Annotated in this window: 12 protein-coding genes; 11 read left to right on the top strand and 1 reads right to left on the bottom strand. The window is 69.4% G+C overall.

Features of this window, described 5'->3' with window-relative positions; genetic code table 11:
- Positions 1–23: 23 nt before the first annotated feature.
- A complete protein-coding gene (gene asnS / locus OK345_RS13180) occupies positions 24–1,424 on the bottom strand; it encodes an asparagine--tRNA ligase (protein WP_265128441.1) in 1,401 nt (466 codons plus the stop codon).
- Positions 1,425–1,582: 158 nt separating this feature from the next.
- On the opposite strand from asnS, the gene OK345_RS13175 reads away from it, so the two are divergent.
- The 11 genes from OK345_RS13175 to mtnA all read left to right on the top strand — a co-directional run bounded on the left by OK345_RS13175 (position 1,583) and on the right by mtnA (position 14,129).
- Entirely contained in the window at positions 1,583–1,921 is a 339-nt protein-coding gene (locus OK345_RS13175; RefSeq protein WP_265128440.1) for a HesB/IscA family protein, read from the top strand.
- Between the two features lie 309 nt (positions 1,922–2,230).
- Positions 2,231–2,671, top strand: a complete 441-nt coding sequence (gene rpsF / locus OK345_RS13170) for a 30S ribosomal protein S6 (protein ID WP_265128439.1) — start codon at positions 2,231–2,233, stop codon at positions 2,669–2,671.
- Positions 2,672–2,682: 11 nt separating this feature from the next.
- Complete coding sequence (gene rpsR, locus OK345_RS13165) at positions 2,683–2,913, top strand: 30S ribosomal protein S18 (protein WP_002804494.1); 231 nt, start codon at positions 2,683–2,685, stop codon at positions 2,911–2,913.
- Positions 2,914–3,068: 155 nt separating this feature from the next.
- Complete coding sequence (rplI, locus tag OK345_RS13160) at positions 3,069–3,518, top strand: 50S ribosomal protein L9 (protein WP_265128438.1); 450 nt, start codon at positions 3,069–3,071, stop codon at positions 3,516–3,518.
- 235 nt (positions 3,519–3,753) lie between these two features.
- Positions 3,754–7,257 (top strand): chromosome segregation protein SMC, encoded by a 3,504-nt coding sequence (smc, locus tag OK345_RS13155; protein WP_265128437.1) that lies wholly within the window; start codon positions 3,754–3,756, stop codon positions 7,255–7,257.
- Between the two features lie 45 nt (positions 7,258–7,302).
- Positions 7,303–8,037, top strand: coding sequence for a cell division protein ZipA (gene zipA, locus OK345_RS13150; RefSeq protein ID WP_265128436.1), 735 nt, complete (start codon positions 7,303–7,305; stop codon positions 8,035–8,037).
- A gap of 153 nt (positions 8,038–8,190) precedes the next feature.
- Complete coding sequence (ligA, locus tag OK345_RS13145; protein ID WP_265128435.1) at positions 8,191–10,671, top strand: NAD-dependent DNA ligase LigA; 2,481 nt, start codon at positions 8,191–8,193, stop codon at positions 10,669–10,671.
- Positions 10,668–11,150 carry a GNAT family N-acetyltransferase gene (locus OK345_RS13140; protein WP_265128434.1) on the top strand — a complete coding sequence of 161 codons (483 nt, stop codon included), beginning with the start codon at positions 10,668–10,670 and terminating at the stop codon, positions 11,148–11,150. Before ligA ends, OK345_RS13140 begins: the two co-directional genes overlap by 4 nt.
- The gene (gene epmA, locus OK345_RS13135) at positions 11,147–12,091 is read left to right on the top strand and encodes an EF-P lysine aminoacylase EpmA (RefSeq protein WP_265128433.1); all 945 of its coding nucleotides are present in this window, start codon (positions 11,147–11,149) and stop codon (positions 12,089–12,091) included. Before OK345_RS13140 ends, epmA begins: the two co-directional genes overlap by 4 nt.
- A gap of 243 nt (positions 12,092–12,334) precedes the next feature.
- Positions 12,335–13,030: a DUF3011 domain-containing protein gene (locus OK345_RS13130; RefSeq protein WP_265155062.1), complete on the top strand. Its 696-nt coding sequence runs from the start codon at positions 12,335–12,337 to the stop codon at positions 13,028–13,030.
- 34 nt (positions 13,031–13,064) lie between these two features.
- Positions 13,065–14,129 (top strand): S-methyl-5-thioribose-1-phosphate isomerase, encoded by a 1,065-nt coding sequence (gene mtnA / locus OK345_RS13125; RefSeq protein ID WP_265128432.1) that lies wholly within the window; start codon positions 13,065–13,067, stop codon positions 14,127–14,129.
- The last annotated feature ends 7 nt before the right edge of the window (positions 14,130–14,136 follow it).

Raw genomic sequence — 14,136 nt, 5'->3', positions numbered from 1 at the left:
GGGTAGCGCCTCCATGGTTTGGGTCAGAATTCGGCGCTGCCCGGCGCGCGCGGGTAGGGGATGGCGTCGCGGATGTTGCTCAGCCCGCACACGTACACCACCAGCCGCTCGAAGCCCAGGCCGAAACCGGCGTGCGGCACCGAGCCGTAGCGGCGGAAGTCGCGGTACCAGCCGTAGTGGGCCGGGTCCAGCCCGAACTGCGCCATGCGCGCGTCGAGCACGTCCAGGCGCTCCTCGCGCTGGCTGCCGCCGATGATCTCGCCGATGCCCGGGGCCAGCACGTCCATCGCCGCGACGGTCCTGCCGTCGTCGTTCAGGCGCATGTAGAAGGCCTTGATGTGCTCGGGGTAGTTGGTCACCACCACCGGGCGGCCGACGTGCTCTTCGGTCAGCCAGCGCTCGTGCTCGGTCTGCAGGTCCAGGCCCCATTCGACCGGGAAGTCGAACTTCTTTCCCGAGTCCTGCAGCAGCTTGACCGCGTCGGTGTAGTCGATCTGCTCGAACGGCGAGTTGATGAACGCCTCGAGCTTGGCGATGGCGTTCTTGTCCACGCGCTCGGCGATGAAGGCCAGATCGTCGCCGCGCTCATCGAGTACCGCACGGAACAGGTACTTCAGGAACTGCTCGGCCAGGCGTGCGTCCTCGGCCAGGTCGGCGAAGGCGATTTCCGGCTCGATCATCCAGAACTCGGCCAGGTGGCGGGTGGTGTTGGAGTTCTCGGCGCGGAAGGTCGGGCCGAAGGTGTAGACCTTGCTCAACGCCAGGCAGTAGGCCTCGACGTTGAGCTGGCCGGACACGGTCAGGAAGGTTTCCTTGCCGAAGAAGTCGCGGCTGAAATCGACCTCGCCCTTGTCGGTGCGCGGCAGGTTGACCAGGTCCAGCGTGGACACGCGGAACATCTGCCCGGCGCCCTCGGCGTCGGAGGTGGTGATGATCGGGGTGCTGATCCAGTTGAAGCCGTTCTCGTGGAAGAAACGGTGCACGGCCTGGGCCAGGCAGTTGCGGATGCGGGTGACCGCGCCGAACAGGTTGGTGCGCGGGCGCAGGTGCGCCACTTCGCGCAGGAACTCCAGCGAATGCGCCTTGGGCTGGATCGGGTAGGTCTCCGGGTCCTCGACCCAGCCCACCACTTCCAGCTTCTCGGCCTGGATCTCGAAGCTCTGGCCCTGGCCCTGCGAGGCCACCAGCTTGCCGCTGGCGATCACCGAGCAGCCGGCGGTCAGGCGCTTCACTTCCGATTCGTAGTTGGGCAGGTCGGCCGGAGCGACCACCTGGATCGGCGCGAAGCAGGAGCCGTCGCTGACATTGACGAAGCTCAGGCCCGCCTTGGAATCACGCCGGGTGCGCACCCAGCCACGGACCGTTACCTCGCCGCCCGCCGGAATCTTTCCCGCAAGCGCATGCTCAACGCTGACCACCGTCATGACTTGAATCCTCTGCCGATCGACTCGATCTCTTGGACACGGAAGTCTAACGGTTGCGGCAGCGCGCTTGCGAGGCATTTCTCGCGCCGCCGGCAGCGGCAACCGTCGACACCTTTCCCTCCCTATAATTGCCGCAATCCGCTGGAGTTCCCCCTGCCATGGCTGTCCACCTCACCCCAGTCGCCGCCGCCCGCGTGCAGCGCTTCGTCGAACAGACCCCGGGCGCGCTGGGTCTGCGTTTCGGCATCACCCGCACCGGTTGTTCCGGCTGGGGGCATGTGACCGACCTGGCGCGCGAACAGAAGGACGGCGACACCGTGTTCGAGCAGGACGGCGTGCGCATCTACGTCGATGCCGACAGCCTGCCGCTGGTGGACGGCACCGAGATCGACTTCGGCAAGCACGGGCTGAGCGAGACGTTCACGTTCAGGAACCCGAACGCCGCCGCCGAGTGCGGGTGCGGCGAGAGCTTCACCACCGAGGCCGACAAGGCCTGAGCCTGCGGAGGCAGGCTCGGGGCTCCCATGGGTTTGCCGGAGCGGACCCATGGGCCCCGGCTCCGGGGAGGTCCTTCCTCCGGCCCGACGCGGCACGCCGTGAGCGGCAGTGCCGCGCAAGCCGGCCACCCTTCAGCCCCGCGGCGGCTGCCGCGCCCCGGGGTTGCTTGCGGGCAAGTGGCTGAACTGCCATAATTTCCGGCTTCCTGCGCCTGTTCGGTGCGGGTTCCCTTGCTCCACCGGCTGGCCTTCATGGTTGCCGGGGGGCTGTCCGGCCCGCGAGGGCCACATCCGAAAGGTAGAAAAAACATGAGTCGTCATTACGAAATCGTGTTCCTGGTCCATCCGGACCAGAGCGAGCAGGTCCCGGCCATGATCGAGCGCTACAAGGCGCTGGTCGAGAACGGCAACGGCAAGATCCACCGCCTGGAAGACTGGGGCCGCCGTCAGCTGGCCTACCCGATCCAGAACCTGGTCAAGGCCCACTACGTGCTGCTGAACATCGAAGCCGACCAGGCCGTGCTGAACGAGCTGGTGGAAAGCTTCCGCTTCAACGATGCCGTGCTGCGCAACCTGGTCATCAAGCGCGATGGCCCGGACACCGAGCAGTCGCTGATCATGAAGAGCAAGGACGAGAAGGGCGACAAGCCCGAGCGTGGCGAGCGTCGTCGTCGTGACGACGAAGAAGGCGAAGCCGCCCCGGCCGCCGAAACCGAAGCCGACGGCGACAACGCCGCCTCTGCCGCTTAAGGAGCACACCCATGTCCAAGTTCTTCCGTCGCCGCAAGTTCTGCAAGTTCACGGCCGAAGGTGTGAAGGAGATCGACTACAAGGATCTCAATACCCTGCGCCAGTACCTGACCGAGAACGGCAAGATCGTCCCGAGCCGCGTCACCGGCACCAAGTCCAAGTACCAGCGCCAGCTGGCCACCGCGGTCAAGCGCGCCCGTTTCCTGGCCCTGATCCCGTACACCGACAACCACGACGTCTGATCCGGGTCCCCCGGGACAGCCCGCACCTTCCATGTGCGGGCTTTCTGCAGGAAGGCATCCTCCCGATGGCTTTCCTGGCGTCTTTCCCCGTCCTATTCGGACAGCAAACGTTGCGGCGGCCGCTGGCCGTCGCTAACGAATAACGGAGCAATTACATGAAGCTGATTCTTCTGCAGAAAGTGACCAACCTCGGTGGTCTGGGCGAACTGGTCGACGTGAAGCCGGGCTACGGCCGCAACTTCCTGGTCCCGACCGGCAAGGCCGTGCCGGCCACCGCCGCCAACATCGCCGAGTTCGAAGCCAAGCGCGCCGAGTACGAAGCCAAGGCCAAGGCCATCCACGACGATGCCGAAGCCCGCAAGGCCAAGCTGGAAGGCGCCAGCGTGACCATCGCCGCCAACGCTTCGACCGAAGGCAAGCTGTACGGCTCGGTCGGTCCGCGCGACATCGCCGAGGCCTTCACCGCCATCGGCCTGCCGCTGGAAAAGAGCGAAGTGATCCTGGGCGAAGGTGCTTTCCGCAACGTGGGCGAGTACGAGGTGATCGTTCACCTGCATGCCGACGTGGAAACCACCGTCAAGGTCGTGATCGAAGCCGAAGCCTGATCACCGCTTCACGGTTGTGACGAGACGGGCACCGCAAGGTGCCCGTTTTGTTTTGCGGACCGGGCCGTACGGCGCCTGCCGGGGGCGCGGCGGTATCGCTATACTCAGGCATTCGCGTCGCTTTCAGCCTTGATGAAATCCATTGGATATCAAATGGTTGCTGGCGAAACCTGATCCGGATACCCAACATCGGCGCTGGCCCCCGACCGCCACCGCCCGGAAAACCACCGACCTCATGCGTCTTTCCACGATCAAGCTCGCCGGCTTCAAGTCCTTCGTCGATCCGACCACGCTGCACCTGCCGACCAACATGACCGGCGTGGTCGGTCCCAACGGCTGCGGCAAGTCCAACATCATCGATGCGGTGCGCTGGGTGATGGGCGAGAGTTCGGCCAGCCGCCTGCGCGGCGATTCGCTGACCGACGTGATCTTCTCCGGCTCGTCGGCGCGCAAGCCGGTGGCGCAGGCCACGGTCGAGCTGATCTTCGACAATTCCGACCACACCATCTCCGGCGAGTACGCCGCGTTCAACGAGATCTCGGTCAAGCGCCTGGTCAGCCGCGACGGCACCAGCGCCTATTACCTCAACGGCACCAAGTGCCGCCGCCGCGACATCACCGACCTGTTCCTCGGTACCGGCCTGGGCCCGCGCAGCTACTCGATCATCGAGCAGGGCATGATCAGCCAGATCATCGAGGCCCGGCCGGAAGACCTGCGCGTGTACCTGGAAGAGGCCGCCGGCATCTCCAAGTACAAGGAGCGGCGCAAGGAGACCGAGACCCGCATCCGCCACACCCGCGAGAACCTGGACCGGCTCAACGACCTGCGCGAGGAGATCGGCAAGCAGCTCGAGCACCTCAAGCGCCAGGCGCGGCAGGCCGAGCAGTACCAGGCGCTGCAGGAAGAGCGCCGGGTCAAGGACGCCGAGTGGAAGGCGCTGGAATACCGCGGCCTGGACGGGCGCCTGGCGGGACTGCGCGAGGCGCTGTCGCAGGAAGAGACCCGGCTGCAGCAGTTCATCGCCGAGCAGCGCGAGGCCGAGGCACGGATCGAGACCGGCCGCATGCGCCGCGAGGAGGCCGCCGAGGCGCTGGCCAAGGCGCAGGCCGACGTCTACCAGGTCGGCAGCACCCTGGCCCGCATCGAGCAGCAGATCCAGCACCAGCGCGAGATGTCGCAGCGCCTGCACCGCGCCCGCGACGAGGCCCGGCAGGCGCTGGCCGAGCTGGGCCAGCACATCAGCGGCGACGAGGCCAGGCTGGCGGTGCTGCGCGAGTCGGTGGAGGTGGCCGAGCCGCAGCTGGAGCAGCTGCAGGAAGACAACGAATTCCGCCAGGAGGCGCTGCGCGAGGCCGAGGCCCGGCTGGCCGACTGGCAGCAGCGCTGGGAGTCGCATACCCGGCAGACCTCCGAGGCGTCGCGTGCCGGCGAGGTCGAGCGCACCCGCGTCGATTACCTGGACCGGCAGATCCTGGAAGCCGATCGCCGCCGCGAAGCGCTGGCGGCCGAGCGCGCCGGGCTGGACCTGGAAGCGCTGGCCGGGGCGTTCGAGCAGCTGCAGCTGCAGCACGAGACCCAGAAGACCTCGCTGGACGGCCTCAACGAACAGGTCGAGGAACGCAGGCAGGCGGTGGCGGCGCTGCAGGAGCAGCAGCGCGCCAGCCAGTCCGAACTGGCCGAAGTGCGCAAGCAGGCGCAGGCCGCGCGCGGCCGGCTGTCGTCGCTGGAGACCCTGCAGCAGGCCGCGCTGGGCCAGGAACAGGGCGCGGCGGTGGCCTGGCTGAAGGCGCGCGGGCTGGATTCGGCCGCGCGCGTGGGCGAGCGCATCACCGTGGAAAGCGGCTGGGAAAACGCGGTGGAAAGCGCGTTGGGCCAGCTGATCGAGGGGGTGCTGGTCGAATCGCCGGAAACCCTGGTCGACGCGCTGGGCGAGCTCGGCGAAGGCCGCATCGCGTTGGTGTCCGCGGAGCAGGATGCGGCGGAATTCGCGCCGACCTCGCTGGCGGCCCGGGTGCAGGGGCCGACCGCGATCCGCCGTCTGCTGGCACGCTTGCACGGCGCCGAGACCCTGGCCGAGGCGCGCGATCTGCAACGCCGGCTGGGCGAGGGCGATTCGGTCATCACCCGCGGCGGCGAACGCCTGGGCGAGGGCTGGGTGCGGGTGACGCGCTCCGGCGCGGCCAAGCAGGGCGCGCTGCTGCGCGAGCGCGAGATCGTCGCCCTGCGCGGGCAGATCGAGACCCTGGTCGAGCGGGAGGAGGAACTGGAGCAGCGGCTGGCCGATTTCCGCGAGCAGCTGCTGGCGGCCGAGCAGCACCGCGAGGAAGCGCAGCGCGCCCTGTACCAGGCGCACCGCAGCGTGTCCGAACTGGCCGGCCAGCTGCAGAGCCAGCAGGGCAAGGTGGAGGCCGCGCATGCCCGCATCGATCGCATCGAGGGCGAACTGGCGCAGTTGCTGGAAACCCTGGACGGCAGCCGCGAGCAGGCGCGCGAGGCGCGTTCGCGGCTGGAGGACGCGGTCACCAGCATGGGCGACCTGGAGTCCACCCGGCAGGCGCTGGAAAGCGAGCGCCGCCAGCTCACCGAGGCCCGCGACCTGGCGCGCGACGCCGCCCGCAACGTGCGCGACAGCATGCACGCGCTGGCGCTGACGCTGGAGTCGCAGCGCACCCAGATCGCCTCGCTGAGCCAGGCGCTGGAGCGCATGGGCGCCCAGCGCAGCCAGCTGGATTCGCGCCTGGGCGAACTGCATTCGCAGCTGGACGAGGGCGATTCGCCGGTGCAGGCGCTGGAGGCCGAACACCAGAACGCGCTGGGCGAACGCGTGCGCGCCGACCGCGTGCTGGGCGAAGCGCGCACGCTGCTGGACAGCATCGACAGCGAACTGCGCAGCTACGAGCACACCCGCCACCAGCGCGACGAACAGGCGCTGGCGCAGCGCGAGCGCATTTCCCAGCGCAAGCTGGACCAGCAGGCGCTGGTGCTCAGTGCCGAGCAGCTGGCGGCGGCGGTGACCAAGGCCGGTTTCGTGCTGGAAGACGTGGTCAACACCCTGCCCGAGGATGCGCGCGTCGGCGACTGGGAACAGGCGGTCAACCAGATCGACGGCCGCATGCGCCGGCTGGAGCCGGTCAACCTGGCCGCGATCCACGAGTACGGCGAGGCCTCGCAGCGGGCCGAGTACCTCGAAGCGCAGAATGTGGACCTGAACACCGCGCTGGAAACGCTGGAGGAGGCCATCCGCAAGATCGACCGCGAGACCCGCGGCCGCTTCAAGGACACCTTCGACCGCGTCAATGCCGGCGTGCAGGCGCTGTATCCGCGCCTGTTCGGCGGTGGCCACGCCTATCTGGAACTGACCGGCGAGGACCTGCTCGATACCGGCGTGGCGATCATGGCGCGGCCGCCAGGCAAGCGCGTGTCCAGCATCTCGCTGCTGTCCGGCGGCGAGAAGGCGATGACCGCGGTGGCGCTGGTGTTCGCCATCTTCCAGCTCAACCCGGCGCCGTTCTGCCTGCTCGACGAGGTGGACGCGCCGCTGGACGAGGCCAACGTCGGCCGCCTGGCCAACATGGTCAAGGAGATGAGCGAGAAGGTGCAGTTCCTGTTCGTCAGCCACAACAAGGCGACGATGGAGGCCGCGCACCAGCTGTCCGGCGTGACCATGCGCGAGCCGGGCGTCAGCCGCCTGGTCAGCGTGGACCTGGAGGAAGCCGCGCGTTTGGCGGGCGCGGCCTGACATGCGATTCTTGCCTGGATGAATTCACGCCGGAGACCCTACTGAATGTCCGACATGGCACTGCTGCGCATCGGCATCCTGGCCGCTGGCTTGCTGTTGATTGCCGCGATCTTCCTGTTCGGGCGGCCGAAGAAGCCCGCGCAGGGCCGCCGCAAGGAACCGGCCGACAGCGAACGCACCCGCCACGAGCCGGTGCTGGGCGAACACGACGGGGTTTCTCCGGCCGCTGCCGACCTGGGCACCGGCGAAGGCGTGAGCCAGCCCGAACTGGGCCTGCCGGACGTGGATGCACCGCCGGCCAGCGAACTGGGCAAGCGGGTCAGCCAGGACTTCGACAAGATCGTGTCGCTGTACGTGGCCGCCCGCGCCGGCGAGGTGCTGCGCGGCGAGGACATCGTGGTGGCCGCGGAGAAGACCGGGCTGGTGTTCGGGCACATGAACGTGTTCCACCGGCTGGTCGAGGGTCATCCCGAGCGCGGCCCGATCTTCAGCATGGCCAGCATCATGAAGCCGGGCAGCTTCGACATGGCCGGCATCCGCGAGATGCAGACCCCGGCCATCGCCTTCTTCCTGACCCTGCCGGCGCCGCTGACCGCGCTCGACGCCTGGGAGAAGATGCTGCCGACGGTGCAGCGCATGGCCGAACTGCTCGACGGCGTGGTGCTGGACGACAGCCGCAACGCCCTGGGCCGCCAGCGCATCGCGCATATCCGCGACGAACTGCGCGCCTACGACCGCCAGCACCAGGCGCCGCCGCTGACCAAGTCGCCGCGCTGGTAAGCGGCCGCAAGACCACTGTGGGAGCGACATCAGTCGCGACGGGGCTTTCCCGGTAAGGCCCCGTCGCGACTGATGTCGCTCCTACATGCTTTCGCCGGTTTCCCGTGCCGGGCGATGGAGCGACACCGACCCGCACACGGTTAAAATCGGCGCATGACTTCCGACGCCATCGCCCGGCAGCGTATCGCCGAACTTCGCCAGCAGCTGTCCGCGGCCGGCCGTGCCTATCACGAACGCGACGAACTGCTGATCCCGGACGCGGACTACGACCGCCTGCTGCGCGAACTCGAAGCGCTGGAGGCGGCGCATCCGGAGTTGACCACCGCCGACTCGCCCAGCCAGGCGGTGGGCGGCAAACCGTCCTCGCGTTTTCCCGAAGTGGTTCATGCGCGACCGATGCTGTCGCTGGGCAACGCCTTCAGCGACGAGGAGGTGCACGACTTCGTGCGCCGCATCGACGAGCGCCTGGGCCGGGCGCAACTGGCGTTCTCCGCCGAGCCCAAGCTCGACGGCCTGGCGATCAGCTTGCGCTACGAGGATGGCGCGTTCGTGCAGGGGGCCACCCGCGGCGACGGCACCACCGGCGAGGACGTCAGCGCCAACCTGCGGCAGATCGCGGTGATTCCGAAGCAGTTGCAGGGCAGTGGCTGGCCGCAGGTGCTGGAGGTTCGTGGCGAGGTATACATGCCGCGTGCCGATTTCGAGCGCTACAACGAACAGGCGCGGCTGCACGGTGGCAAGGTACTGGCCAACCCGCGCAACGGCGCCGCCGGCTCGTTGCGCCAGCTCGACCCGAAGATCAGCGCGCAGCGGCCGCTGAGCTTCTTCGCCTACGGCACCGGCGAAGTGCAGGGCGGGGAACTGCCGCCGACGCATTCGGCGACGCTGGCGCAGCTGCGGCAGTGGGGCTTCCCGATCAGCGACCTGTGCCAGGTGGTGATCGGCGTCGATGGATTGCTGGGCTACTACCGCGACATCGGCGCACGCCGCGATGGCCTGCCGTTCGACATCGACGGCGTGGTCTACAAGCTGGACGACCGCGCCGGGCAGGAGGCGATGGGGTTCGTCTCCCGCGCGCCGCGCTGGGCGCTGGCGCACAAGTTCCCGGCGCAGGAACAGACCACCACGGTGGAAGCGATCGAGATCCAGATCGGCCGCACCGGCGCCGCCACCCCGGTGGCGCGGCTGGCGCCGGTGCAGGTGGCCGGCGTGGTGGTCACCAACGCCACCCTGCACAACGCCGACCAGATCGCGCGGCTGGACGTGCGGGTGGGCGACAGCGTGATCGTGCGCCGCGCCGGCGACGTGATCCCGGAAGTGGTCAGCGTGGTGCTGGCGCAGCGCCCGCCGGCCACCGAGCCATGGACCATGCCCGGCCACTGCCCGGTGTGCGGCGCCGAGATCGTGCGCGAGGAAGGGGCGGCGGTGTGGCGCTGCTCGGGCGAGCTGAGCTGCCCGGCGCAGCGCAAGGAGACGATCCGCCACTTCGCCTCGCGCCGGGCGATGGACATCGACGGGCTGGGCGACAAGTACATCGAGACCCTGGTCGACGCCGGCATCGTGCGCGGCGTGGCCGACCTGTACCGGCTGCAGCGCGACACCCTGCTGCTGCTCAAGCTGGCGCTCGACGCTGCCGACCCCTCGGCACTGGCCAGCAGCATCGCCCCGCACCTGCCGCCGGACGGCAGCGGCGCCTGGCTCAACGCGCTGCTCAAGCTCGACGGCAACGACCCGGGCTGGCGCGCGCAGGCGCTGGCGATGCCGGCCGCGTTCGCCTGGAACCCGAAGAAGATCGCCACCCGCTGGGCCGACAACCTGGTCGCCGCCATCGACGCCAGCCGCAACGCCACGCTGGAACGGCTGCTGTTCGCGCTGGGCATCGAACACGTCGGCGAGAGCACCGCCAAGGCGCTGGCACAGTGGTTCGGCGACCTGGAACTGATCCGCCACCTGCCGTGGCCGCTGTTCAAGCGGGTGCCGGACATCGGCGGGGAGGTCGCGCGTTCGCTCGGCCATTTCTTCGAGCAACCCGGCAACCAGCAGGCCATCGACGACCTGCTGCAGGTCGGCCAGGTCCGCATCGGCGATGCCCATGCGCCCACGGCCAGGCTGCGCGAAGGGCTGGACCTGGCGCAGCTGCTGGTCGAGGCCGAGATTCCCGGCATCACCCGCCTGCGCGCGGAGAAGCTGGTCGCGGCGCTGCCCGGTGCGGCGCAGATCCTCGACGCCGAACAGGCCAGCTTCGTCGCCGCCGGCCTGCCCGAGGACACCGCCCGTGGCCTGGCGCAATGGCTGGACAGCGAGGGCCATGGCCAGCTGCTGCTGCGCGCCGAACAGGCGATGGCCGAACTGCTGGCGCGCGCGCCGCAACGGCAGGAACAGCCTGCCGGCCCGCTCGACGGGCAGACGGCGGTGCTGACCGGCACGCTGTCGGCGCTCACCCGCGACGATGCCAAGGCACGGCTGGAGGCGCTGGGCGCCAAGGTCGCCGGCAGCGTATCGAAGAAGACCAGCTTCGTCGTCGCCGGCGCCGAGGCCGGCTCCAAGCTGGACAAGGCCACCGAGCTGGGCGTGGACGTCTGGGACGAGGCGCGGCTGCTGGCCTTCCTTGCCGAACACGGGAAACAACCATGACCGATACCCTGAAGTCCCGCGTGGCGGCTCCGGCCGACGACGGGCGGATACTGCCGATGGTCCGCGACTTCTACCGCGAGGACGGGATCGTCTACGACGCGCAGAAGGTCGAGTCGGGGCTGCGCACGCTGCTGCAGGAACCGGCCTGCGGCGCCTTGCTGCTGCTGGAGTCGGACGAGCTGCCGCTGGCCGGCTACATCACCCTGGGCTGGTGCTTCAGCGTGGAGCAGGGCGGACGCTTCGTGCTGCTCGACGAGCTGTACCTGGTGCCGGCCGCGCGCGGCCGCGGCTGGGGCAGGCAGGCATTGGCGCTGGCGCGCGACTGGGCCCGGGCGCAGGGGGCCAGCGTGCTGCGGCTGGAAGTGAACCACCACAATGCCCGCGCCAAGGCGCTGTACCTGTCGGCCGGGTTCAACGACGACAGCCGCGACATCCTCACCCTGCCGCTGACGGCCGCGGTGCGGGGCGTGCACTCGTGATCGAGGCGCTGCGCCAGCGCGCCCGGCTCAATGCCCTGATCCGGGAATTCTTCGCCGCGCGCGGGGTGCTGGAGGTGGAAACCCCGATCCTGTCGGCGGCCGGCAACACCGAGCCGAACATCGACAGCTTCCACACCGGGTTCGACGGCCATGTCGATGCCGGCCCGCGCCGGCGCTGGCTGCGGACCTCGCCGGAGTACCCGCTGAAGCGACTGCTGGCCGCGGGCGTGGGCGACTGTTACGAGCTGGGGCGGGTATTCCGCAACGGCGAGGCCGGCGGCCGCCACAATCCCGAGTTCACCATGCTCGAGTGGTACCGCGTCGGCTGGGACCACCACCGCCTGATCGACGAGACCGTCGCGCTGGTGCGCCAGGCGCTGACGCTGGTGGAGCGCGCGGCGGAACTGCAGGTGCTGAGCTACCGCGAACTGTTCATTGCCGCGCTCGGGCTGGACCCGTTCGAAGCCGACGACGAGGCGTTGCGCGTACCGCTAGCCGACGTCGCCATCGACGGCAGCGGGCTGGTGCGCGACGACTGGCTGGACCTGCTGATGACCCACCGCATCCAGCCCTTCTTCCCGGCCGACCGCATCACCGTGGTGCACGACTGGCCGGCGACGCAGGCGGCGCTGGCGAAGGTCCGGCCGGGGGAGCCGCCGCTGGCCGAGCGTTTCGAGCTGTACCTGGGCAGCGTGGAACTGGCCAATGGCTACCACGAGCTCAACGACGCGGCCGAACAGCGCCGACGCTTCGAGCGCGACCTTGCGGTGCGCCGTGGTCGCGGCAGCGTACTGCCGCCGCTGGACGAACGCCTGCTGGACGCCTTGCCGGCCATGCCCGACTGCGCCGGCGTGGCCGTAGGCGTGGACCGGCTGTTGATGGCGATGCGCGGCACCCCGCGCATCGCCGACGTATTGGCGTTCGATTTCGCCCGGGCCTGAACGCTGTCGGGACCGATGGCCGGTGTTGCTGCCGGAGAAGCGCGCAAGGCGCAGTGCAGGCGCATGGCATCCCGCCCCATGGCTGCGCAGGCGGGCGGATGCCGGGCGTTGCAGGATCGCGTGCGGTTGCCGGGTGCATTCATGCGGCGCTCCTTGCTTTGCCTCGCGCGATGATGTTCTGATCACACCGGCCCATGGATGGTGTGCAGGTATCCATCGTTCAGTGACCCGGGGACCAATCGAATGAGGGTGTTTCATGGTGCGGCCCTGCTGCTGTTGCCGATGCTGGCGGCCGCGGGAGGACAGGCGCAGTCCCAGTCCGGTTACGACAGCCAGGTCGTCCGTTGCGAGTCGCGCGACATGGAGCGGGTGCATTGCGACATCGACACCTCGCACGGCGTCGAGCTGGTACGGCAGCTGTCCGAGCGCAGCTGCATCCGCGAAAGCGAATGGGGGGTCGAGGCCACCGGCGTGTGGGTCAGCGGGGGCTGCCGCGCCGAATTCCGCCCGGCCGCGAGCGCGCCTGCGGCCCGGCCGGTACGGCGGGTGGTGCGCTGCGAATCCAGCGGCCGTCCGCAGGGCTGCCCGGTGATGCTGCGCGGCGCACCGGTGCGGTTGCTGCGGCAGCTTTCGGTCATGCCGTGCAAGGAAGGCCACAGCTGGGGCTACAAGCGCAACGAGATCTGGGTGACGCGCGGCTGCCAGGGCGAGTTCGAGGTCGGCGCCGAGGATGGCTCGGGTTTCCTCGACCTGCCGCGCGAGCTGGTCTGCGAATCCAAGCGCCGGCTGCGCCGGGTCTGCGGCGCCAGCATCGGCCAGCAGGCGGTGCTGGTCCGGCAGCTGTCGGGCACGCCCTGCGTCGAGGATCAGAACTGGGGCTGGAACCGCGATGGGGTCTGGGTGGACGACGGCTGTCGTGCGGTGTTCTCGGTGAATTGAGCGGCGCGGCGCGCACGCCGATTACAATGCCGCGATGAACGATTCCCATGCCATCGATTACGCCCGCTACGACCATATCCGCCCGATCCTGTGGACCGGCGAGGCGCTGGAACTGCTGGACCAGCGCAAGCTGCCGTTCGTGGTCGAGCACGTGCGCTGCCAGGACAGCGACGCCGTTGCCGAGGCCATCCACGCGCTGACCGTGCGCGGTGCGCCGGCCATCGGCATCGCCGCGGCCTGGGGCACGGTGCTGGCCGCGCGCGCTATCGACGCGCTCGACGGCGCGCAGGCCCTGCAGAAACTCGAGCCCGCGCTGCAGCGCCTGAACGCCGCGCGCCCGACCGCGGTCAACCTGGCCTGGGCGCTGGCGCGCATGCGCAGGGTGCTGGCCGCCGCCGGCAGCGACTGGCGGCAGGTACTGGAGCGCGAGGCCCAGGCGATCGCCGACGAGGACCTAGCCGCCAACCGCCACATGGGCGCGCTGGGCGCCGGCCTGATCGCGCCCGGCAGCGGCGTGCTGACCCATTGCAACACCGGCTCGCTGGCCACCGCCGGCTTCGGCACCGCGCTGGGCGTGATCCGCGCCGGCATGGCGCAGGAGCGCATCGCGCGCGTGTTCGCCGGCGAGACCCGGCCGTGGCTGCAGGGCGCGCGGCTGACCGTGTGGGAGCTGCAGCAGGACGGCATCGACGCCACCCTGATCGCCGATTCGGCGGCCGCGCACCTGATGAAGACCGGCGCGGTGCAGTGGGTGATCGTCGGCGCCGATCGCATCTGCGCCAACGGCGATACCGCCAACAAGATCGGCACCTACCAGCTGGCCATCGCCGCGCGCCACCACGGCGTCAGGTTCATGGTGGTGGCGCCGTCGTCGACCGTGGACATGGACACCGCCGATGGCGGGCAGATCGAGATCGAACAGCGCGATCCCGGCGAACTGTTCGGCGTGGGCGGCAGCCGCACCGTCGCCGAAGGCATCGCCGCGTGGAATCCGGTGTTCGACGTGACTCCCGGCGAGCTGATCGACGCCATCGTCACTGAGAAGGGCGTGGTCGAGCGCCCGGACGCGGCGGCGATGCGGGCGCTGTTCGGCGATTGAGCACCGG

Source organism: Xanthomonas chitinilytica (genome assembly GCF_026107455.2).
GTDB classification, from domain to species: domain Bacteria; phylum Pseudomonadota; class Gammaproteobacteria; order Xanthomonadales; family Xanthomonadaceae; genus Stenotrophomonas; species Stenotrophomonas chitinilytica.
This window is presented reverse-complemented; position numbering and strand designations above follow the sequence as displayed.